Below are 26,189 nucleotides of genomic sequence, written 5' to 3' on the forward strand. Positions count from 1 at the left end.
ATCGTTGACGGGTGCTTCCTCAGCCTGCCCCGACCGCACCCACCTACGTCATGTCGACGGACGGTATCCGGGTAGCGACGTACCTCCACGAACCGGCTCCGGGCACAGGCGACCTCGGCACGATCATCGCAGTGCACGGCTTCGCCTCGAGCGCCGGACTCAACTGGGACCTCGCCGGGTGGACACGCACGCTCACGCGCGCCGGGTACCGCCTGCTGACCCTCGACCAACGCGGTCACGGAGCCTCGGACAAACCGACGGATCCGGCCGCATACCGCCTCGACATCCTCGTCGACGACGTCCTGTCCGTCCTCGACGGCTACGGCGTCGACGAGCCGCACTACCTCGGGTACTCGCTGGGCTCCCGGGTGGGTTGGCGGTTGGGCGTCCGGCACCCCGACCGCGTGCGCTCGCTCAGCCTCGGCGGTCTCCCCGAGGGCGACTCGCTCCGCGACTTCGACCTGGAGGCGGCCCGTCACCATGTGAGGACCGGGACGACGATCGCCCACGCCCTCACCGACACGTACGTGACGATGGCCGAGGGCGTCCCGGGCAACGACGTGGAGGCGCTCATCGCCCTGGTGGACGGCCTCCGCGGAGGACCGCAGCCGAGCACGGCCGAGGTGCCGCCACTGCCCATGTTGCTCGTGACCGGAGACGACGACGCGGTCGCCGCCGGGAGTCGGCGGCTCGCCGAAGCCGCCGGTTCCCGCTACGTGGGGCTGCCCGGCCGCGAACACTTCAACGCGGTCTCGTCGCGGGCGTTCAAGGACGCCGTGCTGGCGTTCCTCGCTGAGCAGGGGTAACTGTCCTGGGTCAGGGGACTCGCTGCAGAGGACCTGTCCGGGGCACTTCGACAAGCTCAGTGACCGGAAGGGGCGCTCAGTGACCGGAAGGTGAGCTCAGTGGCCGGAGGCGGTTCCCCCGCGTCCGCCTCGGTCAGGCCGCGTGCCGGTGCTCGACCCGACCCTTCGCGAGCTTCGACGGCCACCAGATGGCGCTCCCGATGTCGTGACTGAGGGCTGGGACGAGCAGCGTCCGGACGATGATCGTGTCGAGGAGGACCCCGAACGCCACGATGAACGCGATCTGCGCGAGGAACAGGATCGGGATGACGCCCAGCGCCGCGAACGTGGCCGCGAGCACGAGTCCGGCCGAGGTGATCACGCCACCCGTGATCGCCAGCCCCCGCAGCACGCCGGCCCTCGTTCCGACCCGCAGCGACTCTTCGCGGACCCTCGTCATGAGGAAGATGTTGTAGTCGATCCCGAGCGCCACGAGGAAGACGAAGCCGTAGAGCGGCACACTCGGATCCGCGCCCGGGAACCCGAGCACGTGGTTGAACACGAGCGCGGAGACCCCGAGGGCCGCCCCGAAGGACACCACCACGCTGAGGATCAGCAGGACCGGGGCGAGCACCGAGCGGAGCAGCAGCATGAGGATGAGGAGGATGACGGCGAGCACCACGGGGATGATGAGGTTCCGGTCGTGGATGGACGCGTCGTTCGAGTCGATGGCGGTCGCCGTGACGCCGCCGACGGGTGTGTGGGTGCCGACCTCGGCGTCGAGGGTCGAGCGCAACTGTCGCACGCTCTCCTCCGCCGACGCGGAGTCCGGGGCCGCGTCGAGCGTCGCCTGGAGCAGGATGCGGCCGTCGTCGACCGTCGGTTCGGCGGACGCCACCGGGGTCCCCGGGGGTCCCGCGGCGGGAGCCGTGAACACCGCCTCCCCGTCGCTCACCGTCGCATCCGCGGCGCCCGTCGCGGAGTCGCTCGACAGCACCTGGACGCTGTCGAGACCGTCGGCCTTCTCGAGGATCCCGATGACCTGCGCGGCATCGCCCTCCTGCGTGAGGACGTACACGGGGCTCGCCGAACCGGCCGGGAAGTGCTCACCGAGGGCGGACTGACCGTCGCGGGCCTCGGACGTGCCGAGGATGAGGTCGCTCTGGGCGACGCCGTCCGCCTTGAGCTGGAAGACCCCGAGGCTCGCGACCAGGAGGAGCAGGGTGCTCCCGATCCAGACGACGCGGGCGTGACGGGAGATGAGGCGGGCGATCCCACCCCACAGGCCGGTGGTCGGCACGGCGGTGTCGTCGGTCGACGAGGCGCGCACCCGGTGCTCGCTCCCGACCTTCGGGCGCAACGGCCAGAACGAGGTGCGACCGCAGGCCAGCAGGAGCGCCGGCAGGAAGGTGAGCGCCGCGAGGACCGAGAAGACGATCCCGATCGAGGCGACCGGTCCGAGCGCCTTGTTCGAGTTCAGGTCGCTGAGCAACAGGCAGAGCAGACCGGCGATGACGGTGCCGCCCGACGCGACGATCGGCTCGAACGATCCGCGGAGCGCAGCCCACGTCGCATCCCACCGCCGCTCGTGGTCGCGGAGGGCCTCCCGGTACCGCGAAACGTAGAGCAGTGAGTAGTCGGTCGCCGCACCGATCACGAGGATGAAGAGGATGCCCTGCACCTGCCCGTTCAACAGGACGACGCCGGCCTTTGCGAGCCACCACACGGTGAGGAGTGCGGTACAGAGGGCGAACAGCGAGGTGCCGAGCACGAGGAACGGGAGGACCGGCGAGCGGTACACGACGATGAGGATGAGGAAGACGGCGCCGAGCGCGGTCAGGAGGAGGATGCCGTCGATGCCGGCGAAGGCGTCGGTGAGGTCGGCGGTGAACCCTGCCGGGCCGGTGACGAAGACGTCGAGGCCCGCCGGGGCAGCTTCGGCGAGCTGTGCACGAAGGGCCTCGACGACGTCGCCGACCTCCGCGTCGCCGCTGATCGGGACGAAGACCTCGACCGCGTCGCCGTCCTCGGAGGGGATGGCCGGAGAGACGCCGTCGGCGACGCCCTCGGTGGAGGACAGGGCTGAGAGCTCGTCGTCGATCGCTGCCCGGTCCTCGTCGGTGATCCCGCCGTCGCGGACGAACAGCACGAGGGCCGGGATGTCGTCACCCTCCCGGAATCCGTCGAGTGCCGTCTGCACCTCGGTCGCATCCGCGCTCGCGGGGAGGAAGCTCGTCTGGTCGTTGGTCGCGACCTCGCTCACCTTCCCGAAGTACGGACCGCCGACGCCGGCGGCCGTGAGCCAGAGGAGGATGAGGACCGCGGGGAGCAGGACCCGCAGCCACCGCGGCGCACCCGCACGGTCCCGCTGCTGCGTCCGGGTGTCCGCGTCCGTCTGCGTTCCGCCGTGTCGTCCGTGCGTCATGCGCGCGCCCCGTTCTCGCCCTGCTCCGAATAATATGCAGCTAGCTTACTATCTGCGTCGGGTGCCCGGCGACGGAGTTCAGGCGAGGACGACGACTCCCCCGGCTTCAGCGATCTCGGCGAGCGCCGCATCCCCGGCGGCCCGGTCGACGGGCGCGACGAGACCTGCGAGGACGCGGACCTGCAGGCCGTGCTCGATAGCGTCGAGCGCACTCCGGCGGACGCAGTAGTCGGTCGCGAGACCCACGACGTCGACCTCCGTGATGCCGGCATCCGTGAGGACCTCGTCGAGGCTCAGCCCCTCGGGCGTCACGCCCTCGAAGATCGAGTATCCGTGGGCGCCCTGGCCCTTGCGGATGTGGGTGTCGACGCTCTTGGTGTCGAGCGCGTGGTGGTACTCGGCGCCTGAACTCCCCGCGACGCAGTGCACCGGCCAGTTCGTCACGTAGTCGGGCTCACCCGTCGCGAAGTGACCGTCGTTGTCGCCCTCGGCATCATGCCAGTCGCGTGAGGCGAACACGTGCGCGTAATCGGCCCCGTGCTCGGCCAACAGCTGCGTGACCCCCGCGGCGACGGCCTCGCCGCCGTCCACGCCGAGCGCACCGCCCTCGGTGAAGTCGTTCTGTACGTCGATGATGAAGAGCGCGCGCGCCACGATGCCTCCGGGTTGTCGTCGTCCCGCCTCGGTGGAGGTGGGTTCCATCGAGGGTAACGCCGGGGAACCGACCGGGTCAGGTGGTTGCGCCGTCGTGGTTCAGAGCCGACGTGCACGCTCCTTGCGGCGGTCGAAGAACTGGAGACCGATGTTCACACCCATGACGACGGTGCCGAGGAGCATGGCGACGAGCCCGGCGATCCGGAACCCGACCGGCAGCTCCAGGAGCAACGCGAAGACGACCCCGAGCACGATGAGCGCGGCACCCGCGGAGAACAACACCAGATACTTCATGCCCCCAACGCTACCGGCTGAGCGGCGACCCCGGGACGGGACCGCGACCTAGGGTGGAGACATGACCCGTCTCCCCCGCCGCGCGCACCTGCTCACCGCCGCGGGCGCCGCCCTCCTGCTCGCGGTCACCGCCGCCGGCTGCTCCACGTTCCCCAGCGGTGCGAGCTCCGACACCGGACCGACCCACTCAGCGGGTGGCTTCCCCACGGACGTCGTCTTCGACTACCAGCTGGGTGGCGGCTACGAGCCGTCGGCCGGCGTGGGCGGCGTCGCCCGGGACAGCACCGACTCCCCCGACCCCGACCGGTACTCGATCTGCTACGTCAACGGGTTCCAGAGCCAGCCGGCCGATCGCGAGGCCTGGCTGGCCGAGCCGGACCTCGTCCTCACCGACGATGCCGGTGAACCGGTCATCGACGAGAACTGGCCCGACGAACTCATCTTCGACCTCTCCACCGACGACCGTCGTGCGCGCATCGCCGAGCGGGTCGGTGCGAGCATCACCCGCTGCGCGGAGGCCGGCTTCGACGCCGTCGAGATCGACAACCTCGACTCGTACACCCGGTCCGACGGTCGACTCACCGTGGAGGACGCGATCGCCCTCGCCACCCGGTACGCCGACCTCGCCCACGACGCGGGCCTCCTCATCGGGCAGAAGAACGCCGCCGAGCTGGGCACGCGAGGACGGGACGACGTCGGGTTCGACTTCGCCGTCGCGGAGGAGTGCCACCGCTTCGACGAGTGCGCCACCTACACCGAGGTGTACGGCGACGCCGTGCTGGACATCGAATACACGGACGACCTGCGCGGCACCTTCGACGAGGTGTGCGCCGATCCGCAGGTCCCGTTCTCCACGATCCTGCGCGACCGCGACCTCCGGACGGCCGACGACCCGGCCCACGTCTTCGACGCCTGCGCTCGGTAGGCCCCGGCAGGAGATCCGCTCCGGGGCAGGAGCTTCCGCGGCGAAGCATCCTGTTGCGGGGTGGACCCCTGCGCCCAGGCATCTCCAGCAGATGTCGGTAGCGTGGAGGCATGATCCGGACCCACGACGCATGAACCTGGAGCAGCTGGAGGCGGTCGTCGCGGTCGTCGACTACGGATCGTACGCGGCAGCGGCCGACGTCCTCCGGATCTCGCAGCCCTCGCTCACGAGACGCATCCAACGCTGCGAGACGGACCTCGGGCTCGCGCTCTTCACCCGGGTCGGTCGGCGCATGCACGTCACCGACGCCGGACGGTCCGTGCTCGGCCCGGCGAGGCGGATGCTGCAGGAGGCGAACGGGCTCCGCGCGCTCGCCGACGCCCAGCAGGCGCTCACCGCCGGCACGCTCCGCATCGGCGCGCTCCCCTCGCTCGTCGCGACCCACGTCCCGGAGCTCGTCGCCCGGTTCCACGCCGCGCACCCCGACGTCCGCATCGAGGTCACGGGCGCCGTCGACTCCGCCGAACTGCTCGAGGCCGTCGACCTCGGGCGCATCGACCTCGGCGTGGCCGATGTGGCCACCGCCGGCCCCGGTGTCGAGGTGCGGCTCCTGGAGGAACAGCGGTTCGCGATCGTCCTCCCCGGCCTCAGGACCGTCGCCGAGCGCGAGGCCGAGCACACGCCGCCGACCATCACCGGCGACGAGCTGGCCACGCACACCCTGGTGACCCTGCCGCGCGGGACGTCGATGCGCGCCGTGACCGACGAGGCCTACGCCCGCTTCGGCGTGCAGCCACCGCGGGTCATCGTGACCACCCAGCGCGACGCGCTCACGCGGTTCGCGACCGCCGGCGTCGGGCTGACCGTGGTGCCCGAGCGTCTCGCCGACTGGGCTGCGGCGAACGGCGCCCGGGTCCGCCGGTTTCCGACACCGGTCACGAGGAGCATCGGCCTGCTCGTGCGCCACGACAGCGTCCGGACACCCGCCGTGAGTGCCTTCCTCCGATTGGCGGGGCGGGTCCCACCCGGGAACTGACGACGACCCGCGTCAGCCGCAGAGGTCTGCGGCGGCATTGCGGGACTCGACCTCGACGGGCGCGGGCGCGGCAGGCGGGGTCAGTGACGCGAAGTCGTCGCCGATGACGAGCACGACGTCCTCCTCGTCCGGTCCCGGTTCGCCGCTCACGACGACCGTGATCCCCAACTCCTGGGCGAGCGAGGCGGCCGTCGCCCGAGCCGCGTCCGAGTCGCGCGCGAGCAGGAGCGTGACCGGGGTGTCCGTCTCCGCGTCGCCGATCGACGCGACGGTGTAGCCGAGAGCGGTCAGTCGGTCGGCGGTCGCCGTTGCGACCCCGTTCGTCTGCGAGCCGTTGAGGACGCTGACCGCCTCGACCCGCACCGGTTCGACCGGGGCGACCGACTCGGCGGGGGACACATCAGCGGTTCCCGCGATCGGCACCGGGACATCGGTGGCGAGGCTCGAGAAGACGATCGCGGCGTCATCACTCGGGACGACCCGGTTGGCGTCCGACGGCGCCTCGGTCCACGGCATCGTCAGGAAGGTGATGGCCGACGCCGGCACCTGCGAGACCCGGTGTGCGAGCGAGGTCAGGCTCGCGAGGTCGCCGAGCGCGGTGTCGACGGTGAGCGAGGAGGTGACCGCGTCCAGGAAGCGGATGAGGCGGTCCGGCCGGGTGAGCACCTCGGCACTCAGCGCCCGCTGCACGATCGCGGACATCACCATCTGCTGGTTGCCGAGGCGCGAGATGTCGCTGCCGTCACCCACCGCGTGCCGGGTGCGGGCGAGCGCGAGCGCCTGCGTCCCGTCGATGACCTGCGCTCCTGCGGGCAGCGCGAGGTTCGAATAGGGGTCCTCCATGTCCGACGGCAGACACACCGCCAGCCCGTCCATGCCGTTGACGATCGCCTGGAAGCCGCTGAAGTCGAGCTCGACGAAGTGGTCGATCGGCACACCGGTCATCGCCTGCACCGCGGCGACCGAACAGGCGGCCCCCGAGTTCAACGCCGCGTTCACCATGCCGTAGTCGTCGGGCGTCCCCCGGCCGGTGTCCGTGCACATCGACAGGTCGGTCAGCGTGTCACGTGGGATCTGCATCGCGTCGATCCGGGAGTTGCCCTCGGAGACGTGCACGAGCACCATCGCGTCACTGCGCTTGGTGCCGGTGTCCTCTCCGTAGTCGCCGACCGCGAGGTCACGACTGTCGGAGCCGAGGAGGAGGACGTTGATCGCCGGGTCCGGCGCGCCCGGCTGCGCGGGCTCGGTCGAACGTCCGGTCGGGGCGGCGATGGCCTCGGAGCTGAGGTTGCCCTGCAGCCGCAGTGCGAGCGCACCGACACCCCCGAGGAGCGCGAGCACGAGGCCGCCTGCGATGCCGACGATGAGGCGCCGACGGCGGACCCGCGCGCTCACCCCACCGCCGTGACGGCGAGCGTGAGCGGCACGTGGACGGACGGGTGCCTCGGGGAGATCGGGTCTGCGCATCGTCCCAGTGCACCAAGCGTCGAAGCGGCGGACAAGCAGCCTGCCCGGTGCGACTCATACGCGGCACGCATGCGTCGGAGATCAGCTCACGGGCGAGGCGACCTCCGAGCCACGCAGCCCGGGCACCGCACGCTTACCGAACTGGCCGGTGACGACCAGGATGAGCGTCGTCGCTGCGAGGAGGATCCAGCCCGGCCAGCCGAGCAGGGTGCCGAACACACTGCCGGTGTCCTGCATCGACGTCGGGCTGGCGAACAGCAGCAGTGCCCCGACGGCGGCGTTCACCGCGCCGTGGGCGATCACCGCCGGCCAGACCGAGGCGGAGCGGAGACGCAACCAGCCGATGAGGACGCCGAGCAGCATGCACCAGCCCACCATGAGGAGCAGGCCGAGGACGTCGGTCCGCTGGTAGTTGTAGCCGAGGAGGATGAGCGGTGCGTGCCACACGCCCCAGATCGCCCCGGAGAGCAGGAGGGCGGGCCAGGTGCCGAGCGGCAGGAGGTTCGGCAGCAACCAGCCGCGCCAGCCGAGTTCCTCCCCGAACGCGGACAGCGATGCCACCAGGACGCCGAGGGGCAGGGTGAGGAGCTGGACCAGGGCGACCGTGGTCAGCTCGTCCCGCCCGAGCTCGCCGGCGCCCGAGGCGGTCATGATGGCGGCGAGACCGGACAGGCCGACGAGGTCGAGCTCGATGAGCCCCATGGCCTGCCCGAGCAGCATGGAGCAGAACGCGAGGACGGGGAACCCGACGAGCGCCGCCGCGCAGAGCCCGAGGGTCCGGCCGAGGGGACGCAGCGGCGCGAGTCCGAGCAGCCGCGGGACGCTCCTCGGGCGGGCGACGAACAGCACCACGACGAGCGCGGCGATGGTCGGGGTGTACATCATGCCGAGGGCGATGAGCTGGAACCAGGGGTTCGCGAGTCCCTCACCCGACAGCCACAGCGGTGCGGCGATGAGCCAGGCGAGGCCCACGGCGAGCACGGTGAAGACCGTGACGGCGACCCACGGGACCCTGGTGGGCAGGATCGGGGCCAGCTCGCGGTTGCGCCGGCGCTGGCGGTCCGCCGCCGACTCCGGCTGCTGCGCGAGCACGGCCCGCCCGGCGGCACCGATCACCGGGCCCGCGGCCGGTGTGGGCGCCCCGCCGACGATCGGCGTCCGGATCGGTCCAGGCGCGGGCTGTCCGATCGGCGCCCAGCCGCCCTCGATCGGTGTGTCGTCCGGTCGCTGCATGTGATCCCCCGTGGTCGCGAACAGCTTCCCACGCTACGGAGCGACGGCGCGGGGCGCATCCGCCGACCGGGGGATCACCCGGTGAGGTGACAGCCGCAGGACTCCCGAAGGAGGAGCCCGACGGGGACGACGGTGCTGCGCTCGTGCTCACCGTCCGCGTCACCGAAGCGGGCGAGCGCCCGGGTGGCGGCCAGGCGGCCAAGTCGTGCCGGGTCCTGTTCGATGACGCTGACCGCCGGATCGAGCTGGTCGGCCATCGGGAAGTCACCGAAGCCGAGCGAGGCGATCCCCCGCGAGCGCAGCGCTGGGACGAGCGCCATCGTCACCCGCGCGTTGGCCGAGAACAGGGCCGTCGGCGGGGAGGCGAGGGCGAGAAGGCCGTCGACCACGGCGGCGGCCGGTTCGCGGTCCGTCGCGTCGAGGCTGACGAGGGCGTCGTCGAGGTCGATCCCGCTCTCGGCGAGCGCCGAACGGTAGCCCTCGAGTCGGCGACGGGTGCTCGGCGGGTGTGCCGAGTCGGCGATGAAGGCGACCCGGGTGTGCCCATGCTCGAGCAGGTGCCTCGTCGCGAGGTAGGCGCCGCGGTGGTCGTCCTCGACGAAGCTGTCGGCGTCGAGCCCACCGGGGGCGCGGTCGACGAACACGATGGGTGTGTGCTCGGCCCACGGCGCGAGCCACGACTGGTCCTCCGCGACGGGCGCGAGCACGAGCCCCATGAGCTGCGAGCGGAGCAGCGAGTCGAGCACGGCACGCTCGCGCGCCGGGTCGTCGCCGATGCTCGTGACGAGGGTGGTGATGCCCGACACCGAGCAGACCTCCTCGACGGCGCGGACGACCGCGGCGAAGAAGGGGTCGACGACGTCCGGGACCGCGACGCCGACGGAGGAGGACCGCCCGGCGCGGAAGGTGCGCGCCAGGACGTTCGGGACGTAGTTCAGTTCCCGCATGGCCGATTCGACCCGCGACCGCGTCTCCGGGAGCACGTGCGGGTCGTCGTTGAACACGCGGGAGACCGTCTTCGAGCTCACCCCGGCGAGGGACGCCACGTCCTGCATCGTGGCCATGGCTGCTCCTCGGGTGGTTCCGCCTTGGTGGCGTGGTCGGATCGGGCTGGTTCGCGGGCGGCGACCGAGGACGCCGCCCGCGATCCGTCAGCGACCGGCGAGCGCGGTCTCGATGACCTGCTCGAGCTCACGGAGGCGAGGCAGCGCACGGTTGGTGAGCAGTTCCTCACGCTTCGCCGACGAGATCGAAAGGCTATCCTTCCACAGCGAACGACCGGCCATCGCGCCGCCGGCACCGTTCTCGACCGCGGTGCGGACCTGACCGACGAAGGTCTCGTGGTCGACGCCGGCGGAGAGCACTGCCCACGGCACGCCGGCGGCGGCCTCGGTCACGGCTGCGGCGGCCTCGGCGGAGCCCGGGTACTGGAGCTTCAGGACCTTGGAACCCGCGGCGACGGAGATCTCCGCGGCACCGCGTACGAGCTCGGGGAAGATCTCGGCGTAGGCCTCGTCGCTCTCGCCGTCGAGCTGGTAGACGAGGATCTCGACGATGAGCAGCACGCCCTCGGCGGTGCACTCCTCCACGAGGCGGGCGATCTCGTCGATGACGACCTGCTCGGCCTCGCGCTGGTCGGAGCGCAGGTAGAAGAGCATCTTGGCGGCGTCGCCACCGAGTTCGCGGACTCGGCGGGCGTCCATGCCGGGGACGTACTTCGTCCGGCGCAGACCGTTCTCGGTGTCGAAGCCCGAGGAGTCCATGCCGACGACGAGACCGGTCGTGCGGGAGAGGGTGCGCTCGTCGACGACGAGCGGGAGGGCGACCTCCGGGTCGAGGAGGATGGCGGGTGCGTGGTTGCCGAGGAACCGGACGAGGTCGCTCTTGGCCTCGGCGAGTTCGTCACGGCTGATGCCGGCCGCGCCGTTCGGGGCGTCGGTCATGACGGCCTTCATGCCGTTGCGCTGGTCGCCGGCGACGATGAGCATGCCGCCGCCCGGGGTGCTGATCGTGGCCATGGCGCGGCGTTCGAGCGTCGTCAGCTCGTTGGTCCTGGTGGCTACTGCGTTCATGAGGTGCTCCTTGTGCTTCGGATGGGGTCTGATCCCGGCAGCGGTCGCGCCGGGGAGGATCGATCTGGGTCGTCGGGTGGTCGGTCGGTCAGGGATGTGATCGGGAGATGGCGGGTTCGAGGAGGGCCCCGGCGAAGACGGCTGCGCCGTATGCCGTGTCCTGGGACCGGTGCGACACCTGCACGCCGGGCAGGACGGCCGCACGAGCGCGTTGCACGGACCGCATGCTGGCCCAGCCGCCGGTGAGCAGCGCCGAGGTGGCGGGTGCGACCTCGCGGTCCATCGCCGCGATGAGCACGGCGAGTTCGTCGTTGCCGTGCTGGAGCACCGCTTCGAAGATCTCTGCCGGTCCTGCGCCGTCGGCACGGACCGTGAGTTTGAGGACGCCGTCGTCGTTCCGGGCGCCCGCGACCGAGATGTCACCGTCGCCGAGCAGCCCGCCCGCCGGGAGCGCCATGATCTCGTCGTCCAGGCGGTCGCGCCCTGCGCGGTCGGTCACCCCGACGAGCTGGAGGGTGCGACGCATGAGCAGGCCGGTCTTGACGCCGGCGACGAGCACCCAGGTGCCCGGCACGACGTGACGGACGCAGTTGATGAACACCTCGGCGAGGCGTTCCCGGGCGGCGAACGGGAGTGGTTCGTCGAGGCGTCGAAGCAGGACCTCGGCCGTGCCCATCGACACGTGGTACCGCTCGGCGGGGAACGAGCCGGTGGAGACGGCCGACACGAGGTGGTCGTGGCCGGCGACGGTCAGGGCCGCACCGGAGAAGACCGGCGGCACCCACGGGCTGCTCGCGGCGCCGAGCGGGGCACCGGCGTCGGTGAACGGCGGGAGGAACGACGCGTCGACGCCGAGGTGGTCGAGCAGTTCGAGCCACGGCTCACCCGTGTCCTGGTCGAGCAGGCCGGTGCGCGACGAGAGCGAGTACTCGGCGGCCTCCTCGCCGCCGAGCGCCGAGACGAGGTACTCCGGCAGGTTGAGCCAGCGCGTTCCGGCGAGGTCGAGTCCGGCGTCTCGGAGGTGGAGGAGCTTGATGACCGAGACCTGCACGCCGAGCGGCAGGCCGGTCCGACCGGCGAACTGCTCGGCGATCTCGGCCGGGAGGGCCGCGAGCTGTTCGGCGCCGCGCGGATCGAACCAGGCGATCGCAGGCGCGACGGGCCGGTCGACGGCGTCGAGGACGATCCCGGACTCCCCCATGCCGGAGACGGCGAGCGCCCGGACCCGCGCGGCCGGCCCGAACCGGTCGACGAGTTCCGCACCGACGTGGTCGAGGAGCTCCCTGACGGTGGCGATGAGGGACGCCGCCTCCATCACGGTCGTGCCGCCTGGACCGGCGAGCCACGGGGTGGGCAGCTGGTGGATGAGGACCTCGGCGCCGTCGGCGTCGGTCACGAGGATCTTGACGCCGGTGCTGCCGAGGTCGAGGCCGGCGACGAGTCGATCCGAGGCCACGGAGGTGACGGCGGTCGAGTCGAGGTTCGCAGCAGGGTGCACGGCGGTGTCCGTTCAGGTTCCGACGTCCGTGTCGGCTTCCGACGATGACTCCATGTCATCGATGTCATGGCGAGCATACCTCGTTCATGTCATCGATGACATACCCCAGCGTGAATTCTTCGGAAACCGGGAACCGGATGCTGGCGGAGGCCGGTGGGCTCAGTCGCCGAAGTCGTCCGCCGCCGGCTCGAACACGATCTCGAGATCGACCTCGAACGACTCCCCGGGCTCCACGATCCGGCCGGCCTTTCCGCGATCCGGACCGGCGGCGTGACTCGGCCAGCAGGTGCCGGGTTCGATGCCGAGGGCGTACGACCCCGCGGCTGTGCTCCGCCACACCGTGAGGAACGGCAACTGCTCCGGCCGGAACCGGACCGTGACCGTGCCGGCCTCGCCCGACAGGGTCGCGATGGACCAGCCGTCGGGCCCGGCGACCGCGTCGAGGGCGTCGACCTGCTCGTCGGCAGCCGGTTCGGGCTCGCCGATCACCCGCCGCCAGCCACCGGCGTCCGGGCGTTCGGACCCCGCCCCGCCGGGGACGTCGGCCTCGGCCGCCACGACGGCACCGCCGTGCAGCACCGGCCAGCCGAGGTTCACGTGGTAGAGCAGGCGCACCGGCTCGGCGACGAACCCCTCGTTCCGGACGACGTCGTGCAGACGGATCCGCGCGACGCCGACCTCGGCTCGGATGCTGCGGGTCACCGTGAGGTTCTGCTGGAACACGGCGCCCTCGCGGAGCAGGCCGTCGACGAGGAGCTCGTACCGGCCCGCCGCGGTCCATCGCCCCTCGCGGCGGGTCACGGTCGCCGGGATACGATGCGCCCGACCGTGCATCCCACCGTCCGCCTCTGCGGCCACACCGACGGCGGTGAGTCCGCAGGTCGTCAGCAGACCGCCCTGCCATCGACGGGCCCAGCTCTCGGCCTGCGGAGCGGTCGTCGGCGCGACGAACGACACGACCTCGCCGTTCCAGGAGGCCTCGCCGAGGTCGAGGAACTGGTCGACCTCGACCGTGACCTCGAGTCCGCCGAGGTGGCGCAGTTCGACCTGGCGCCGGCCCGTCGACGGCCCGTCGTCGACGCGGACCGCACGCGGAGCCCACGCACGCTCGACGGCACCGGATCGGGCTTCGACGAAGCGTCGACGCCGGGCGCCCCACACGGCGTCGCGGTCGACCTGGTCGTCAGGCGTCTGTTCGGGCGGCGTCGTCGTCATGGCGGGTCCTCGGGTCGGTGCGGTCGGTGCGGTCGGGTCGAACGGTTCGGCGGGCGGGGCTGGCTCAGAGGGCGGTGTAGCCGCCGTCGATGACGAGGCTCTGGCCCGTAAGGTACGAGGAGGCGTCGGACGCGAGCAGCAGGACGAGCCCGTGGAGGTCCTCCGGCTGCCCCATCCGGCCCGCCGGGATGTCCGCGGTCCACTCGGCGGCGAGGTCGGGGTTCGCCTCGGTGAACTCGCGGGTCATGTCCGAGAGGAAGTACCCGGGGGCGATCGCGTTGACCCGGACGCCGGAGGGTGCCCACTCGACCGCGAGTGACGACGCGAGGTGACTGACCGCCGCCTTCGAGGCGTTGTATGAGGCCTGGAACTGCGGCTGGTTCACGATGAACGCCGACATCGACGAGATGAAGACGGCCGAGGCAGGCCGACCCGCCGCGATGGCACGACGGGCGAAGGACTGCGCGGCGAAGAAGGTGCCGTCGAGATTCACGGCGAGGACCTTCCGCCAGGTGTCCGCCGGAACGTCGACGCTGTCGCCCCAGATGGTGATGCCCGCCGCGGTCACGAGCAGCGACGGCGCGCCGAGCGCGGCCTCGGCAGCGGCGAAGGCGGCCTCGACGGCGGTGGCCTCGGTGACGTCGACCGGGTGCGCCGAGGTGCGGACGCCGTACTCGGAAGCCAACCGCTCGGCTGACTCGTGGACGGTCGGCAGGAGGTCGAGCAGCGCCACCTGGACGCCCTGCGCGGCGAGCGCCGTGGCGATCGAGTAGCCGAGCCCGCGGGCCCCGCCGGTGATGACGGCCGTGCGGCCGTGGAGGTCAGAGAACATGTGCGGTCCTTCGATCGGGGCGGGCTGGTGGAGGTGTCGTCGGGCGACGCGAGTCGCTCAGATCTCCTGGTCGGTGGGCAGGATGACGAGGTCGCGGATGGTGACGTGTCGGGGTCTGGTGAGCATGAAGAGCACGGCGTCGGCGACGTCCTCGGAACGGATGCCGGTGCGTGCGGCGATCTGGTCCTCCACCCCGGAAGCCCCCTCGGCGATCCCCCACAGCTCGTTGAGCACGACGCCGGGGGCGACCGCGCCCATCCGTACCCCGGATCCGACGAGGTTCCGCCGGGTGGTGTGGACGAACGACTGCATGGCGTGTTTCGTCGCGGAGTAGACGGGCTCCCAGTGGATGTCCTGGTGACCGGACACCGAGCTGGTCACCAGGACGTCGCCCGCGCCCTGCTCGACGAGGTGCGGCAGCGCTGCGCGAACCGTCGCCATCGCTCCGAGGACGTTGACGCCGACGAGTTCCTCGATCGCGGTCATCGGGGTGTCGACGACGTCACCGCCGACGTAGAGGCCCGCGTTGGCGAGGACGATGTCGAGGCGTCCGAAGGCGGCGAGCGCCAGGGCGACGGCCTGCTCGGACACGGCGGGGTCGGCGAGGTCACCCGCCAGGAAGACGCTCGGTGTCGGCAGGGCGTCGGCGACGCCCGAGAGTCGCTCGGTGGAGCGTCCCACGAGCGCCGTGCGCACCCCGGCACCGGCGAGCGCCTGGGCGTACGAGCGGCCGATGCCCGAGGACGCTCCGGTGATGATCGCGACCTGCCCGGTGAGGTCGGTGGCGCTGGTCGACACGCTCATGTCGTGGTCCTTCCGTGCGCCGTCCCGGCGCGGTCGGTGGTCGATTCCCGCGCGGCGAGCGCGGCTCGACGCAGCAGTTCGTCGGGTCTCGTGTCGATGCGGGCGACGGCCTCGTCGCTCAGGTAGACCGGCCCGCCGGCGGCGAGCGCTCCGAGCAGCACCTGGGCGACCTTCACAGCCATCTCGGTGATCCGGAGGACCTCGGCCGTACTCGATCCGAGGGCGAACATCCCGTGGTTCTGCAGGTACACGACCTTCGGCACCCGGCCGGTCGTTGCGAGCTGCTCGCGCAGCAGGCGGCGGACCGTGCGGGCCAGCTCGAGCCCGGGGTCGACGTACGGCACGAGCAGCGGATCGGTGCCGAGGACCACGATCTGGTCGGGGAAGAGCGACCCGCGGGTCAGGGCGTCGGCCGACGGCGAGCACAACAGCGCGTTGACCGGCACGGGATGGGTGTGGCCGACCGCGACGACGCCGGGCAGGTCGAGGCAGACGGCGTGGAGGATCGCCTCCACCGAGGGGCGCCGACCGTTCCCGGCGAGCGCCGCGGCATCGAACAGCGCGGCCACCTCGGCATCCCCGCCCGTGTGCGAGTCGACGAGGTCGAGCACCGGTCCGATCGCGAGACGGACCGCGTCCTCGGTGGTCGCCACGGCCAGGGACGCGCCGCTCGCCTTCACGAGCATCGCCCGAGCACCGTCCTCGGTCAGGAGCAGGGAGGTGTTGCCCTCCGCCAGGAGCGCCCACGCCCGATCGGGACGCCCGAGGTCTCGCGAGAAGGCGACGAAGCGGTCGAGGAGGTCCGTCTCGGTCTCCGGTTGGTCGATGCGGTCGGTCATGTCGGTGTCCGCTCATGGTCGTGGTCGTCGTGGTCGTGGTCGTCGTGGTCGTGGTCGTCCTGGCCGTGCCGGTAGACCGTGTCGAGTGACGGCGCGTGGCCGGCCGCGACGAGTTGCACGGCCAGATTGCCGAGCGCCGAGGCCTCCGCAGGACCAGCGGTGACGGGAAGACCGGTCCGTGCCGCCGTGCGGGCGCACAGGAGCCGGTTGCGCGATCCGCCGCCGACGATGCGGACCGAACGGATCGTCACCCCGGTGATCGCCTCGCAGGCCCGGACCGTCTCGGCGTAGGCGACCGCGAGACTCTCGACCACGCTGCGCACGACGTCGCTCCGTCCCCCCGGTGGACGCTGTCCGGTCTCCCGGCAGAGGGTCGCGATCCGTTCCGGCATGTCACCCGGGACGAGCAGCCGGGGGTCGGCGACGTCGAACACGGCGGGCGTGACGTCCGTGGCTGCGTCTCGTTCCAGCTCCGACACGGCCGCCACGAGTTCGACGAGGTCGACCGCGCTGCCGTCCTCGGCGGACCAGGCGCGGGCGCACTCCGTGAGCAGCCACATCCCAGCCAGGTTGCGGAGGAGCAGTGAGGATCCGGCGACACCGGCCTCGTTCGTGAAGCCGGCGGCCCGCGCGCGCTCGGTGAGCACCGGCGCCGGCAGACATACCCCGGCGAGGGACCAGCTGCCACTCGAGACGAGGAGCTCCGCGCCGTCCGGGCGGGCGAAGGCGAGGGCTGACGCGGTGTCGTGCTCCGCGACGCGGTGGACGGGGATCGGCACGCTCGACCCGAGACGCGCGGTGACCTCCTGCGTCGTCGGGCCGGCGACCGTCCCCGGTGCGACCACCGGTGGGAAGTCGAAGCCGTCGAGACCCCAGCGACGGATGAGCTCCGCCGCCCAGTCGCCGGTGCCCTGATCGAGCAGCTGCGTCGTCGAGGCGATCGTGCGCTCCGCTCCGACGACGCCCGTGAGCAGCCACACCCAGAGGTCCGAGACGAGCAACACGGTCGGGCGATCGCCGTCGGCTCGGCGCGGGTCGAGGTCCTCGGCGCGGGACCGCAGCTGATACGAGGTGTTGATGGTCTGCTCCAGCACGCCGGTCACCGCGTAGGCCGTCGCGGCGTCGACGAGCACGGCGGCACGGGCCGGTCCATCGGCGTCGGCGCCGCGGTGATGCAGCACGGTCGGGAACGCCGTACCGGTGCCGGCCCCCACGAGTGCGATGTCGACGCCCCAGCTGTCGACCCCGATCCCGTCGAGCACGCCGCCGGCGGCCGCTGCGATCCGGACGGCCTCCGCGAGCCCGACGATGGTCTCCTCGAACAGGCGCTCCGCATCCCACCGGAGTCGACCGTCCTGCATGATCGGGCCGTTCGGGAACCGGTGTACCTCGGTGAGTTCCAAGCGGCCGTCGGCCCAGCGCCCGAGCATGACGCGACCGCTCGACGCACCGAGGTCCACGGCGGCGTGGAAGCGTGGAACGGTCTGATCGGTCATGGCGTCGTCGCCTCGTCGTGTGGCGGCGTGGCCGGTTCGCTCAGCGGCGTCGTCGGGTCGGGGTCCTGGACGGCGACCGGTGTGGTCAGCGCCTCGAGGGAGGTGAGGATGGTCGTCGCGCTCGACACGGCGAGTGCACCCCAGGCGGCGGCCGAAGCGACCGCCGCCGCCGGATCGTCCCGTCCGTCCTCGCCGTGGAGTCCGACGAGGAATCCGGCCAACGAGGCGTCGCCGGCACCGGCCGTGTTCACGACCGTGGCTGCGACGTGCGCGTGCCACAAGCCCGCCGCCGTGCGGAGGAGCGCTCCGTCGGCCCCCATGCTCACGTAGACGAGGTCGCAGCCGGCACGGTGCAGTTCGTCGGCGGCGGAGGCGACATCACCGATCGTCAGCAGCTCACGGCCGGTGAGCTCGGCGAGCTCGTGCGCGTTCGGCTTGAGCAGGTGGACGAGGTCGAGGTTCGCGACGGCGGTCTCGAGCGCCGCACCCGCGGTGTCGACGGCCACGCGCGCTCCCCGGTCACCCGCCTGACGGAGCAACTGGAGGATGTCGACCAGGCCGGTGCCACCCTGGACTGTCGGGATCGTGCCGGAGAGGACGAGCCAGTCCGCGCCGATCCGGTCGATCTCGGCCCCGGCGGTCGCGACGACGGCGGCCCAGTCCTCGGCGCGCAGCGGGATCGCCGGTTCGTTGACCTTGGTCGTCCCGCTCGCGGCGTCCAGGATGGTCGTGTTCACCCGCGTCCGACCGTCGGTCGGGACCACGGCGAGCAACGTCCGGAGTGCCGGGTCGTCGGCGAGGATCCGTCCGTCCGCACCCATCGGCACCACCGCACGGACCGCGAGCCGAGAGAGGGTGACCGCCCGCGCGACGTTGACGCCCTTGCCGCTCAGCTCGGTGGACACGCCCACCGCCCGGTTGACGTCGCCGAGTCGCAGCCCGTCGACGCGGTAGGTCTGGTCGATCGCGGCCGCCGGCGTGACCGTGACGATGCCGCTCATGCGTCCACCCCGACCGTCTCGACGCGGACGCCGGTCGCGAGGAGGGTGTCGAGGGTCGGTTCGTCGACGCCCTGATGCACCACCGCCACCTCGAGACGAGCGGCCGGGACGGAGGCCGCGAGGCCGTCTGCGCCGAACGTCGCCGGGTCGCCCAGGAGGATCGTCGTGGAGGCCAGCTCGACCGCCGACGCGACGACCGCCGCCTCCTCCGGCGAGGCGTGGAGCAGTCGGCCGTCCGCGGAGACACCGAGCGCCTCGACGACCGCGACGTCGAGGCGGAGACCGGCGAGCTGCTCGCGCGCCCAGGCGCCGGTGAGGACGCCGCGCCCGTCCGCCGTCCCGCCGACGAGGTGGACGACGGCCGATTCATCGGCAGCGGCCGCGGCCAACGCCACCGGCACCGAGCCGGTCACGATGACGGTCCCGGCGGTCGTGGCGAGACCCGCGGCGAGCGCCTCGCAGGCCGAGCCCGCGCCGAGGAAGACCGCTGAACCCGGGTCGACCAGGGTCAGCGCTTGCGCCGCGAGCGCACCGGACACCCCGGAGTCCTGGCCCGGGTCGAGGTCGGTACGCACCGCCCCGCCGTGCGCGCGTCGGAGGCGTCCGTCGAGTTCGAGGACGCGGAGGTCGCGCCGGATCGTCTCCTCGGTCACGCCGAGGTCCACTGCGAGCACGCCGACCTCGACCCGCCCGTCCTGGTCGAGTCGGGTGAGGATCTCCCGACGCCGGTCGTCCACCGGGCTGGACGTGGCCGTCCCGCGCCCGCCGACGGACGCGCTCATCGTTCCACCCCGGCACGGTCGTCGCGTTCGGACGCCGGACCGTCGGGGCTCGACTCCTCGGCCCGCCGTCGCCACCAGGGGCCGATGGCCTCGACGAGCTCGTCGAACGCGGTTCCGACCCCGGCCCAGTACGCGGCCGAGGCGTCCGTCGGCAGGACGGCGGGTGCGTGTCGGACGACGTCGCGCTGGGCCTGTTCCACCGACGGCAGGAGTCCGGCGGCGACCCCGGCGACGATCGCGGCACCCAGGGCTCCGGCCTCCTCGGAGTCGACGACCGTCACGGGTGCTCGTAGCGCGTTGGCCACGAGTTGTACGTACAGCGGTGACCGCGCGAGGCCGCCGCCGAGGACGATCGGCTCGTCCCACCGGAACCGTTCGCCGAGCGCACGGGTGTGCCAGCGGTGCATGAGCACGATGCCCTCGAGGGCTCCGCGCAGGACGTGTGCCCGGGTGTGCCAGTCGCGGACGCCGGTGAGGGTGGCCGAGGCTTCGGCACCGAGCGGCGAGTCCGATTGGAAGGGCAGGACGAGCGGCACCTGCTCCTCCGGAGGGAGTGCTGCGGCCTCGGCGATCAGCGCGTCGCGGCCGGTGGCGTCGGTCACGCCCAGGAGCCGCAGCGTCCAGTCGAAGGAGGGCGATGCCGTCGCCGAGGTCGACATCGCGATCCGCAGGTCCGGGGTGATCGAGAGGCGGGACTGCCACCGCGGGTCCACGTCGGGCTGGGTCGTCGTCACGCCGTTGGTGCTGAACGAGCCGGCCACGAGGGCGAGCCGCCCGGGGACGAGCGCTCCCATGCCGATCGAGGAGGCCTGCACGTCGTGGAGCCCCGAGACGACCGGTGTCCCGGCGACGAGGCCCGTGACCGCGGCGGCCTCCGGCAGCACCGACCCGACGATCGTGCCGCTCGGGTTGATCGGCGGCAGCAGACGGAGCAGTTCGGCGGGCAGGCCGTAGGCGTCGAGGACCTCGGCGCTCCAGGTGGCGGTCCCGACGTCCAGGAAGGAGGCGCAGGCGTCGGAGTAGTCGGTGGAGATCTCGCCGGTGAGCCGCAGGCGGACCACGTCCTTGCAGAAGAGCATCGCGTCTGCCTGCTCGACACGCTCCGGGTCGTGGCGGAGCAACCAGCGGAGGAGGTTGCCGGCGGCGCCCGGCGTCGGCAGCTGTCCGGAGCGTTCGAGCACCACGCGCAGCCGGTCCGGATCGGAGGCGAGTTCGGCGGCCTCGACGTGCGCCCGGGAGTCCATCGCCGTGATGGCCGGTCCGACCGGCGCTCCCGCGGCGGTCACGAGGTGCAGGCCGTCGCCGTGGCCGGTGATCCCGACGGCGGCGACCAGGGTCGGGTCGACACCCGAGGTCGCCATCACCTCCGACACCGCATCGGCGACCGCGGCCCACAGGGCGTCCTGCGACCGCTCGGCGTGCCGGGCGACCGGGCGGTCGACGGGGCTCGCGCGCCGTGCGACCGCGACCGGCAGCAACCGCTCGTCGTGCAGGACGGCCTTGACGGCGGTCTGCCCGACGTCGATCCCGAGCAGGAACCGCGACCCCGACTCGTGGGGTGCGCTGTGCGGCCCGTGCTCAGCCATCGGCGGCCTTCCGTTCGTCGTCATCGTCGTTGTCGGGTGCGCCCGATCATGTTGATCTTTGCACCGATCCCACCGAATCGGAAGGGATATCGGACAGATTCGGATACGCTGGCCAGACCGGACGGAGCAGTCATGTACCCAGCAGAGCGTCACGCCGCGATCCTCGCGGGTGCCCGCGACGGCGACGGCGCCCTGTCGGTCGCCGAGCTGAGCAGCCGACTCGGCGTCACGCCGGAGACCATCCGTCGCGACCTCGCGGTGCTCGAGCGACAGGGGCTCATCCGCCGCCACCACGGTGGCGCGGTCCTCGCCCGGCGACCCGCGTTCGAGCCCAGCCTCCAACGACGCCGCGAGGGCGAGCGCATCGAGCGCGCCGCCGTCGCCCGGCTCGTCGTCGAGCAGCTCCCCGAGGAAGGAGTCGTCCTCCTCGACTCCGGTGCAATGACCCTCGAGGTCGCCGCGCTCCTCCCCCACGCCAGCCGACTCCTCGTGGTGACGAACAGCCTGCCGATCGTCGCCCTGCTCGGTGGCCGGCCGCGACTCACCGTGCTCGCCCTGCCCGGGCGGGTCCGCGCCGTCACGCAGGCGACCGTCGGCGCGTGGACCGTCGAACGGCTGTCGGGGCTCCACGCCGACGTCGCCGTCCTCGGCGCCAACGGGGTGGGGCTCACCTCGGGCGCCACGACGACGCTGCCGGAGGAGGCCGAGGTGAAGCGGGCGATGCTCGGTATCTCCCGACGACGCATCCTCGCCGTCACCGCCGCGAAGTTCGGCACCACCTCGTTCCACCGGGCCGCGGGGCTCGACGAGTTTGACCAGATCGTGACCGACGACGGCCTCGACCCGGACACCGTCGACGCGCTCGCCGACAGCGGTCCCGAACTGCTGCTGGCCGCCACCTGACCATCCCCACCGGCACCGGGTCGATCGTCCCGAGTGCACCCCGAGAGGAACCACCATGACGCTCGTCTCCACCGCCGCGCTCCTCGACGCGCAGCGCGCCGTGCTCGCCTTCAACGTCATCCAGCTCGAACACGGCGAGGCCATCCTCCGCGGCGCGGAGCTCGCGGGCCGGGGCGTCATCCTGCAGGTGTCCGAGAACGCGGCGAAGTACCACGGCGGCCTCGCGCCGATCGGGCTCGCGAGCCTGGAGCTCGCCCGCGGGACGGACACCGCGACGGCCGTGCACCTCGACCACGCCGAGGACGAGACGCTCGTCGAGGAGGCGGTCCGGCTCGGGTTCACCTCGGTCATGTTCGATGCGGCGACCCTGCCCGACGAGGAGAACCGAGAGCGCACCGCAGCGGTCGCCCGCGCAGCTCAGGCGCAGGGCGTGTGGGTCGAGGCCGAACTGGGGGCGATCGGCGGGAAGGGCGGCGCACACACGCCCGGCGTCCGGACCGACCCCGGTGAGGCCGTGGCGTTCGTCGCCGGCACCGGCGTCGACGGCCTCGCGGTCGCGGTCGGCAGCTCGCACGCGATGACCTCCCGGAGCGCGACCCTCGACTTCGGCCTCATCCGCGAACTCGCGGCAGCCGTCCCCGTCCCGCTCGTCCTGCACGGTTCGAGCGGCGTGAGCGACGAGGACCTCGTGCGGGCGGTGGACGCGGGCATGCGCAAGATCAACATCTCGACCCACATCAACGGCGTCTTCACCCGAGCCGTCCGTGAGCGCCTCGACGAGGACCCGTCACTCGTCGACCCGCGGAAGTATCTCGGCCCGGCCCGCGACGCCGTCGCCGCCGAGGTCGCGCGGCTCCTCACCCTCGTCGCATAGGACTCGTCGCAGACCCGACCGTCGGATGATGTCGTTCACAACCAGTGGACGATGTCCGGGTCGAGGCAGACCTCGCCGAGGCCCTCGGTGGTGGTGACGCCGTCCGCGAACCGGATCACCACGGCCCGTCCCTCCATACGCACGTGCTCGGCCCGGAGCCCGAGTCGGAACGGGACGTCGGTCGACGCGGTGACCGCACGGCTCGCGCGTTCGGGGACCGTGATGACCAGGCGGTGGGCTCGCCCCGCTGCATCGACGACCTCGGCCTCGATCCGTCCCGGAGCATCGTCGGACAGCCGGCGCACCGCGGTCGCCGCGACGATCACCTGGGTCATGTCGCGATTCTCGCACCCCGTGGAGGGTGGCGTCGAGGCGGAGCTGCCGGACGCAGCGCGACGGCGCCGGAGCTCGAAGCTCCGACGCCGTCGCGGTCTGGTGGTGCGAGGTGGCCTGAGGGCCTAGCCGCACTTGGACTGGTAGACGGCATCCTTCGCGTCGCCGTCGACGTTGTCCTTGGTGATGATGGTGAAGCCGGTCTCGATCTTGGCCTCGACCTTGTCACCGTTCAGTGCGGCGATCGCCTGGGCGACGCCGTCCTTGCCGATGGTGGCCGGCTCCTGAGCGACGAGCGCCTGGACGGTGCCCTCCTTCAGCTGCTTGACCTGGGCGGGACCCGCGTCGAACCCGACGATGGTGACCGAGTCCTCCTTGCCGGCCTGCTTGACACCGGTCGCGGAACCTTCGGCCGCGAACAGGTTCACTGCGAAGATGCCCACGATGTCGGGGTCCTTCTGGAGCGCCGCGGTCACGATCTCAGCAGCCGTGGACGGCTCGTTGTGGCTGTACTGCACGCCGAGGTCGGTGAACTTGTCATCGCCCTTCACCGCTTCCTGGAAGCCCTCGGCACGGGCGTCCGTGGTCGAGATGCCGGGGTCGACCGAGACCACGAGGACCTTCCCGCCCTCGGGGTGCGCTTCCTTGATCGCGTCGAACGCCGCAGCGCCGCCGCCCTTGTTGTCGCTCGAGATCTGCGAGACCGCGAACGACGGGTCGTCGACGGTGGTGTCGACGAGGACGACCTTGATGCCCGCGTCGGCCGCAGCCTTCAGCGGGGCCTCCATGGCCTTCACGTCGGTCGGAGCGACGAGGATCGCATCCGGCTTCGAGGCGACGACCGAGTCGACGAGCGGCTTCTGCAGCGTCGGGTCGAACTTCTCCGGACCCTGGGTCGTGACCGTCGCGCCGGCATCCTTCGCCGCCGATTCGATACCGCACTGCATCGAGATGTAGAACTCGTCGCCTGCGACGCCCTGGATGAACGCGATCTTGTAGCCGTCGGAACCTGCGCCTGCGCTGCTGCCGCCCGAGCTCGCGCCGCCGGAACAACCGGTGAGCATGAGGCCTGCCGACGCGCCGAGCGCGAGGACTCCGAGAACTGACTTCTTCCACTTCATTGTGATTACCCGTTTCTCTTGAACTGCTGGACTACTGGGATGGTGCGGGGGGGGTGTTGATCTGTGTAAGGGGTTATTTCTTCTTCCTGCTGACGAGGGCTCGCCAGAAGCTCGTGGACCCACCGCGGGCTGCGGAGGAACGGCGGACCTGGTCGACGTAGACGGCCAGGATGAGGACGGCGCCGACCGCGACCTGCTGCCAGAAGGGCTGCACGCCGGTGATGACGAAGCCGTTCTGGAGGACGGCGGGGATGAACAGACCGACGACGGTGCCGAAGATCGTCCCGTAGCCGCCGAAGAGCGAGGTGCCACCGATGACGACCGCGGCGATGACGTTCAGGTTCGTCTGCGACTGACCGGCGATCGCGGTGGTGCCGAACTGCGACAGCGACAGGATGCCGGCGAGACCAGCGAGGCCTCCGGAGATCGCGTAGATGCGGATGAGGTGACGGTCGACCTTCACGCCGACGCGTCGTGCCGCCTCCTCGCTCGAGCCGACCGCGTAGGTGTACAGGCCGAACTTCGTCTTGTGGAGGACGAGCGCACCGATGATGACGACGACGAGGGCGATGACCGAGATGATCGGAACCGCGCCGAAGATGTTGCCGTACCCGATCGAGTCGGTGAGGACCGACGGCACCTCGCGGATGTCGACACCGCCGGTGAGGATTTGGGCGAGGCCGAGCGCCATGCCGAGGCTACCGAGGGTGACGATCAGCGGCGGCACCTTCGCCTTGGAGATGAGGATGCCGTTGAACGTGCCCCAGAGGATGCCGACGCCGATCGAGACGATGATGCCGACGATCGCGGTCCCCCAGTCGTCGCCGCCCATGGCCCGCATCGTCGTCGCGGACACGACGCCCGAGAAGACGAGGACGGATCCGATCGAGAGGTCGATGCCGGAGGTGATGATGACGTAGGTCATGCCGACGCCGAGCACCGCAAGGATCGAGGCGTTCTGCACGACGAGCCGCAGGTTGGACAGCTGCGCGAAGGTGTCGGGCGCGATCGCGGAGAAGATCGCGATGACGACGAGGAGGACAATGAAGATCTGGAAGGCCTGGGCCTTGAAGAGCTTCCTGATCGGGGTCTCCCGATCCTTGGCCGTCTCGATGGCGGTCGTCTCCGGCCCCATCTCGGCCTGCTTCACCGCGCTCATGCGACGTTCCTCGTGCTGGCACCGGTCATGAGACCGACGAGTTCTTCCATGTTCGTGTCCTTCGTATCGACCGTCGCCGCGCGGTGGCCGAGCCGCAGCACCTGCACGCGGTCGGACACCTCCATGACGTGCGGCATCGAGTGGCTGATGAAGACGACCGCGATGCCCTTGTCGCGCACCCGGCGGATCGTCTCGAGCACGTTCTTCGTCTGGCGGACGCCGAGGGCGGCCGTCGGTTCGTCGAGGAAGACGACCTTGTTGGCCCAGTGCACCGCGCGGGCGATGGCGATCGCCTGGCGCTGCCCACCGGACATCGCGCCCACCGGGTCGGTGAGTGAGCGGACGGTCGCGCCGAGTTCGTCGAAGGCGTGCCGCGACTGCTTGCTCATCTCCTTGATGTTCATGAGGCCGAGCAGCCCGCCGAGGCCGGGCCGCATGATCTCACGGCCGAGGTAGACGTTCTGTACAGGGTCGAGGTGGGGCGCGAGGGCGAGGTCCTGATAGACCGTCTCGATGCCGAGCGCGCTCGACTGCATGGGCGAGGTGAGGGTGATCGGTTCGCCTTCGAACTTGATCACGCCGCTGTCGACCGCGAGGTTGCCGGAGAGTGCCTTGACCAGGGTGGACTTGCCCGCCCCGTTGTCGCCGATGAGGGCGGTGACCTCGCCGGGGTAGACCTCGAAGTCCGCTTCGTCGAGGGCGCGGACGTGCCCGAACTGCCGGGTGAGGCCTCTGGCCTCCAAGACGGGAGTCGTCATGTCGTTCTCGTTCCTTTCCAGCCGGCCCCGGTGGACGGGTCCGGCGTGTGGTGGCTGTCGTACCGCCGTTCGGGGCGGTGGTGTGGGGTGAGCTGCT

The 26,189-nt window shown here is 71.5% G+C and carries 25 protein-coding genes; 5 read left to right on the forward strand and 20 right to left on the reverse strand.

The annotated features are described in order from the left end of the window. Positions 1–11 precede the first annotated feature (11 nt). Positions 12–806 (forward strand): alpha/beta fold hydrolase, encoded by a 795-nt coding sequence (locus tag ACQ3HE_RS14970; RefSeq protein ID WP_430893274.1) that lies wholly within the window; start codon positions 12–14, stop codon positions 804–806. Positions 807–939: 133 nt separating this feature from the next. On the opposite strand, the gene ACQ3HE_RS14975 is transcribed toward ACQ3HE_RS14970, so the two are convergent. The 3 genes from ACQ3HE_RS14975 to ACQ3HE_RS14985 form a co-directional block, all read right to left on the reverse strand. Then, on the reverse strand, positions 940–3,210 hold the full coding sequence (locus tag ACQ3HE_RS14975; RefSeq protein ID WP_430893275.1) for an MMPL family transporter: 2,271 nt from the start codon (positions 3,208–3,210) through the stop codon (positions 940–942). Positions 3,211–3,288: 78 nt separating this feature from the next. Then, on the reverse strand, positions 3,289–3,864 hold the full coding sequence (locus ACQ3HE_RS14980; protein WP_159880357.1) for an isochorismatase family protein: 576 nt from the start codon (positions 3,862–3,864) through the stop codon (positions 3,289–3,291). A 99-nt stretch (positions 3,865–3,963) separates the two neighbouring features. Then, a complete protein-coding gene (locus ACQ3HE_RS14985; RefSeq protein WP_079707354.1) occupies positions 3,964–4,158 on the reverse strand; it encodes a hypothetical protein in 195 nt (64 codons plus the stop codon). Positions 4,159–4,219: 61 nt separating this feature from the next. On the opposite strand from ACQ3HE_RS14985, the gene ACQ3HE_RS14990 reads away from it, so the two are divergent. Continuing rightward, positions 4,220–5,083 (forward strand): endo alpha-1,4 polygalactosaminidase, encoded by an 864-nt coding sequence (locus ACQ3HE_RS14990; RefSeq protein WP_430893276.1) that lies wholly within the window; start codon positions 4,220–4,222, stop codon positions 5,081–5,083. 130 nt (positions 5,084–5,213) lie between these two features. Further along, positions 5,214–6,119, forward strand: coding sequence for a LysR family transcriptional regulator (locus ACQ3HE_RS14995; protein WP_430893277.1), 906 nt, complete (start codon positions 5,214–5,216; stop codon positions 6,117–6,119). Positions 6,120–6,131: 12 nt separating this feature from the next. On the opposite strand, the gene ACQ3HE_RS15000 is transcribed toward ACQ3HE_RS14995, so the two are convergent. The 13 genes from ACQ3HE_RS15000 to ACQ3HE_RS15060 all read right to left on the reverse strand — a co-directional run bounded on the left by ACQ3HE_RS15000 (position 6,132) and on the right by ACQ3HE_RS15060 (position 20,944). Continuing rightward, positions 6,132–7,586: an LCP family protein gene (locus ACQ3HE_RS15000; protein ID WP_430893278.1), complete on the reverse strand. Its 1,455-nt coding sequence runs from the start codon at positions 7,584–7,586 to the stop codon at positions 6,132–6,134. A gap of 81 nt (positions 7,587–7,667) precedes the next feature. Further along, positions 7,668–8,819, reverse strand: coding sequence for a CPBP family intramembrane glutamic endopeptidase (locus ACQ3HE_RS15005; RefSeq protein ID WP_430893279.1), 1,152 nt, complete (start codon positions 8,817–8,819; stop codon positions 7,668–7,670). 74 nt (positions 8,820–8,893) lie between these two features. After that, a complete protein-coding gene (locus tag ACQ3HE_RS15010; RefSeq protein WP_430893280.1) occupies positions 8,894–9,883 on the reverse strand; it encodes a LacI family DNA-binding transcriptional regulator in 990 nt (329 codons plus the stop codon). Positions 9,884–9,970: 87 nt separating this feature from the next. Beyond that, complete coding sequence (locus ACQ3HE_RS15015) at positions 9,971–10,891, reverse strand: hypothetical protein (protein WP_197479028.1); 921 nt, start codon at positions 10,889–10,891, stop codon at positions 9,971–9,973. A gap of 88 nt (positions 10,892–10,979) precedes the next feature. Next, a complete protein-coding gene (locus tag ACQ3HE_RS15020) occupies positions 10,980–12,389 on the reverse strand; it encodes an FGGY-family carbohydrate kinase (RefSeq protein WP_430893281.1) in 1,410 nt (469 codons plus the stop codon). Between the two features lie 159 nt (positions 12,390–12,548). Then, positions 12,549–13,604, reverse strand: a complete 1,056-nt coding sequence (locus ACQ3HE_RS15025) for a DUF4432 family protein (RefSeq protein WP_430893282.1) — start codon at positions 13,602–13,604, stop codon at positions 12,549–12,551. A gap of 64 nt (positions 13,605–13,668) precedes the next feature. Further along, on the reverse strand, positions 13,669–14,436 hold the full coding sequence (locus ACQ3HE_RS15030) for an SDR family oxidoreductase (protein WP_430893283.1): 768 nt from the start codon (positions 14,434–14,436) through the stop codon (positions 13,669–13,671). Positions 14,437–14,493: 57 nt separating this feature from the next. Continuing rightward, complete coding sequence (locus ACQ3HE_RS15035) at positions 14,494–15,240, reverse strand: SDR family oxidoreductase (protein ID WP_430893284.1); 747 nt, start codon at positions 15,238–15,240, stop codon at positions 14,494–14,496. Then, a complete protein-coding gene (locus ACQ3HE_RS15040) occupies positions 15,237–16,079 on the reverse strand; it encodes a class II aldolase/adducin family protein (RefSeq protein WP_430893285.1) in 843 nt (280 codons plus the stop codon). Before ACQ3HE_RS15040 ends, ACQ3HE_RS15035 begins: the two co-directional genes overlap by 4 nt. Beyond that, positions 16,076–17,575: a rhamnulokinase gene (locus ACQ3HE_RS15045; protein ID WP_430893286.1), complete on the reverse strand. Its 1,500-nt coding sequence runs from the start codon at positions 17,573–17,575 to the stop codon at positions 16,076–16,078. The genes ACQ3HE_RS15040 and ACQ3HE_RS15045 overlap by 4 nt, the downstream gene beginning before the upstream one ends. Then, the gene (locus ACQ3HE_RS15050) at positions 17,572–18,576 is read right to left on the reverse strand and encodes a 1-phosphofructokinase family hexose kinase (RefSeq protein WP_430893287.1); all 1,005 of its coding nucleotides are present in this window, start codon (positions 18,574–18,576) and stop codon (positions 17,572–17,574) included. Before ACQ3HE_RS15050 ends, ACQ3HE_RS15045 begins: the two co-directional genes overlap by 4 nt. Further along, on the reverse strand, positions 18,573–19,358 hold the full coding sequence (locus tag ACQ3HE_RS15055) for a DeoR/GlpR family DNA-binding transcription regulator (protein ID WP_430893288.1): 786 nt from the start codon (positions 19,356–19,358) through the stop codon (positions 18,573–18,575). The genes ACQ3HE_RS15050 and ACQ3HE_RS15055 overlap by 4 nt, the downstream gene beginning before the upstream one ends. Further along, entirely contained in the window at positions 19,355–20,944 is a 1,590-nt protein-coding gene (locus ACQ3HE_RS15060; protein WP_430893289.1) for an FGGY-family carbohydrate kinase, read from the reverse strand. Before ACQ3HE_RS15060 ends, ACQ3HE_RS15055 begins: the two co-directional genes overlap by 4 nt. Positions 20,945–21,076: 132 nt before the next feature. On the opposite strand from ACQ3HE_RS15060, the gene ACQ3HE_RS15065 reads away from it, so the two are divergent. Both ACQ3HE_RS15065 and ACQ3HE_RS15070 read left to right on the forward strand, forming a co-directional pair. Continuing rightward, on the forward strand, positions 21,077–21,847 hold the full coding sequence (locus tag ACQ3HE_RS15065; RefSeq protein ID WP_430893290.1) for a DeoR/GlpR family DNA-binding transcription regulator: 771 nt from the start codon (positions 21,077–21,079) through the stop codon (positions 21,845–21,847). A 55-nt stretch (positions 21,848–21,902) separates the two neighbouring features. Beyond that, entirely contained in the window at positions 21,903–22,721 is an 819-nt protein-coding gene (locus tag ACQ3HE_RS15070) for a class II fructose-bisphosphate aldolase (RefSeq protein WP_430893291.1), read from the forward strand. Between the two features lie 35 nt (positions 22,722–22,756). On the opposite strand, the gene ACQ3HE_RS15075 is transcribed toward ACQ3HE_RS15070, so the two are convergent. The 4 genes from ACQ3HE_RS15075 to ACQ3HE_RS15090 form a co-directional block, all read right to left on the reverse strand. Next, entirely contained in the window at positions 22,757–23,056 is a 300-nt protein-coding gene (locus ACQ3HE_RS15075) for a hypothetical protein (protein WP_430893292.1), read from the reverse strand. Positions 23,057–23,179: 123 nt separating this feature from the next. Continuing rightward, positions 23,180–24,175 carry an ABC transporter substrate-binding protein gene (locus ACQ3HE_RS15080; protein ID WP_430893293.1) on the reverse strand — a complete coding sequence of 332 codons (996 nt, stop codon included), beginning with the start codon at positions 24,173–24,175 and terminating at the stop codon, positions 23,180–23,182. 73 nt (positions 24,176–24,248) lie between these two features. Beyond that, complete coding sequence (locus ACQ3HE_RS15085) at positions 24,249–25,334, reverse strand: ABC transporter permease (protein ID WP_079707371.1); 1,086 nt, start codon at positions 25,332–25,334, stop codon at positions 24,249–24,251. Then, positions 25,331–26,092 carry an ATP-binding cassette domain-containing protein gene (locus tag ACQ3HE_RS15090; RefSeq protein WP_430893294.1) on the reverse strand — a complete coding sequence of 254 codons (762 nt, stop codon included), beginning with the start codon at positions 26,090–26,092 and terminating at the stop codon, positions 25,331–25,333. The genes ACQ3HE_RS15085 and ACQ3HE_RS15090 overlap by 4 nt, the downstream gene beginning before the upstream one ends. Between the last annotated feature and the right edge of the window lie 97 nt (positions 26,093–26,189).

The organism is Plantibacter auratus, from assembly GCF_050587365.1.
Lineage (GTDB): Bacteria > Actinomycetota > Actinomycetes > Actinomycetales > Microbacteriaceae > Plantibacter > Plantibacter auratus.

What these genes read in the sequence shown, in the direction of transcription:
- ACQ3HE_RS15050 (WP_430893287.1), bottom strand. Translation starts at nt 18,576, where the DNA reads ATGAGCGGCATCGTCACGGTCACGCCGGCGGCCGCGATCGACCAGACC.
- ACQ3HE_RS15015 (WP_197479028.1), bottom strand. Translation starts at nt 10,891, where the DNA reads ATGAACGCAGTAGCCACCAGGACCAACGAGCTGACGACGCTCGAACGC.
- ACQ3HE_RS15055 (WP_430893288.1), bottom strand. Translation starts at nt 19,358, where the DNA reads ATGAGCGCGTCCGTCGGCGGGCGCGGGACGGCCACGTCCAGCCCGGTG.
- ACQ3HE_RS15025 (WP_430893282.1), bottom strand. Translation starts at nt 13,604, where the DNA reads ATGACGACGACGCCGCCCGAACAGACGCCTGACGACCAGGTCGACCGC.
- ACQ3HE_RS15000 (WP_430893278.1), bottom strand. Translation starts at nt 7,586, where the DNA reads ATGCGCAGACCCGATCTCCCCGAGGCACCCGTCCGTCCACGTGCCGCT.
- ACQ3HE_RS15010 (WP_430893280.1), bottom strand. Translation starts at nt 9,883, where the DNA reads ATGGCCACGATGCAGGACGTGGCGTCCCTCGCCGGGGTGAGCTCGAAG.
- ACQ3HE_RS15090 (WP_430893294.1), bottom strand. Translation starts at nt 26,092, where the DNA reads ATGACGACTCCCGTCTTGGAGGCCAGAGGCCTCACCCGGCAGTTCGGG.
- ACQ3HE_RS15060 (WP_430893289.1), bottom strand. Translation starts at nt 20,944, where the DNA reads ATGGCTGAGCACGGGCCGCACAGCGCACCCCACGAGTCGGGGTCGCGG.
- ACQ3HE_RS15005 (WP_430893279.1), bottom strand. Translation starts at nt 8,819, where the DNA reads ATGCAGCGACCGGACGACACACCGATCGAGGGCGGCTGGGCGCCGATC.
- ACQ3HE_RS15085 (WP_079707371.1), bottom strand. Translation starts at nt 25,334, where the DNA reads ATGAGCGCGGTGAAGCAGGCCGAGATGGGGCCGGAGACGACCGCCATC.
- ACQ3HE_RS14985 (WP_079707354.1), bottom strand. Translation starts at nt 4,158, where the DNA reads ATGAAGTATCTGGTGTTGTTCTCCGCGGGTGCCGCGCTCATCGTGCTC.
- ACQ3HE_RS15035 (WP_430893284.1), bottom strand. Translation starts at nt 15,240, where the DNA reads ATGAGCGTGTCGACCAGCGCCACCGACCTCACCGGGCAGGTCGCGATC.
- ACQ3HE_RS14975 (WP_430893275.1), bottom strand. Translation starts at nt 3,210, where the DNA reads ATGACGCACGGACGACACGGCGGAACGCAGACGGACGCGGACACCCGG.
- ACQ3HE_RS14990 (WP_430893276.1), top strand. Translation starts at nt 4,220, where the DNA reads ATGACCCGTCTCCCCCGCCGCGCGCACCTGCTCACCGCCGCGGGCGCC.
- ACQ3HE_RS15030 (WP_430893283.1), bottom strand. Translation starts at nt 14,436, where the DNA reads ATGTTCTCTGACCTCCACGGCCGCACGGCCGTCATCACCGGCGGGGCC.
- ACQ3HE_RS15045 (WP_430893286.1), bottom strand. Translation starts at nt 17,575, where the DNA reads ATGACCGATCAGACCGTTCCACGCTTCCACGCCGCCGTGGACCTCGGT.
- ACQ3HE_RS15080 (WP_430893293.1), bottom strand. Translation starts at nt 24,175, where the DNA reads ATGAAGTGGAAGAAGTCAGTTCTCGGAGTCCTCGCGCTCGGCGCGTCG.
- ACQ3HE_RS15075 (WP_430893292.1), bottom strand. Translation starts at nt 23,056, where the DNA reads ATGACCCAGGTGATCGTCGCGGCGACCGCGGTGCGCCGGCTGTCCGAC.
- ACQ3HE_RS14995 (WP_430893277.1), top strand. Translation starts at nt 5,214, where the DNA reads ATGAACCTGGAGCAGCTGGAGGCGGTCGTCGCGGTCGTCGACTACGGA.
- ACQ3HE_RS15065 (WP_430893290.1), top strand. Translation starts at nt 21,077, where the DNA reads ATGTACCCAGCAGAGCGTCACGCCGCGATCCTCGCGGGTGCCCGCGAC.
- ACQ3HE_RS15040 (WP_430893285.1), bottom strand. Translation starts at nt 16,079, where the DNA reads ATGACCGACCGCATCGACCAACCGGAGACCGAGACGGACCTCCTCGAC.
- ACQ3HE_RS15070 (WP_430893291.1), top strand. Translation starts at nt 21,903, where the DNA reads ATGACGCTCGTCTCCACCGCCGCGCTCCTCGACGCGCAGCGCGCCGTG.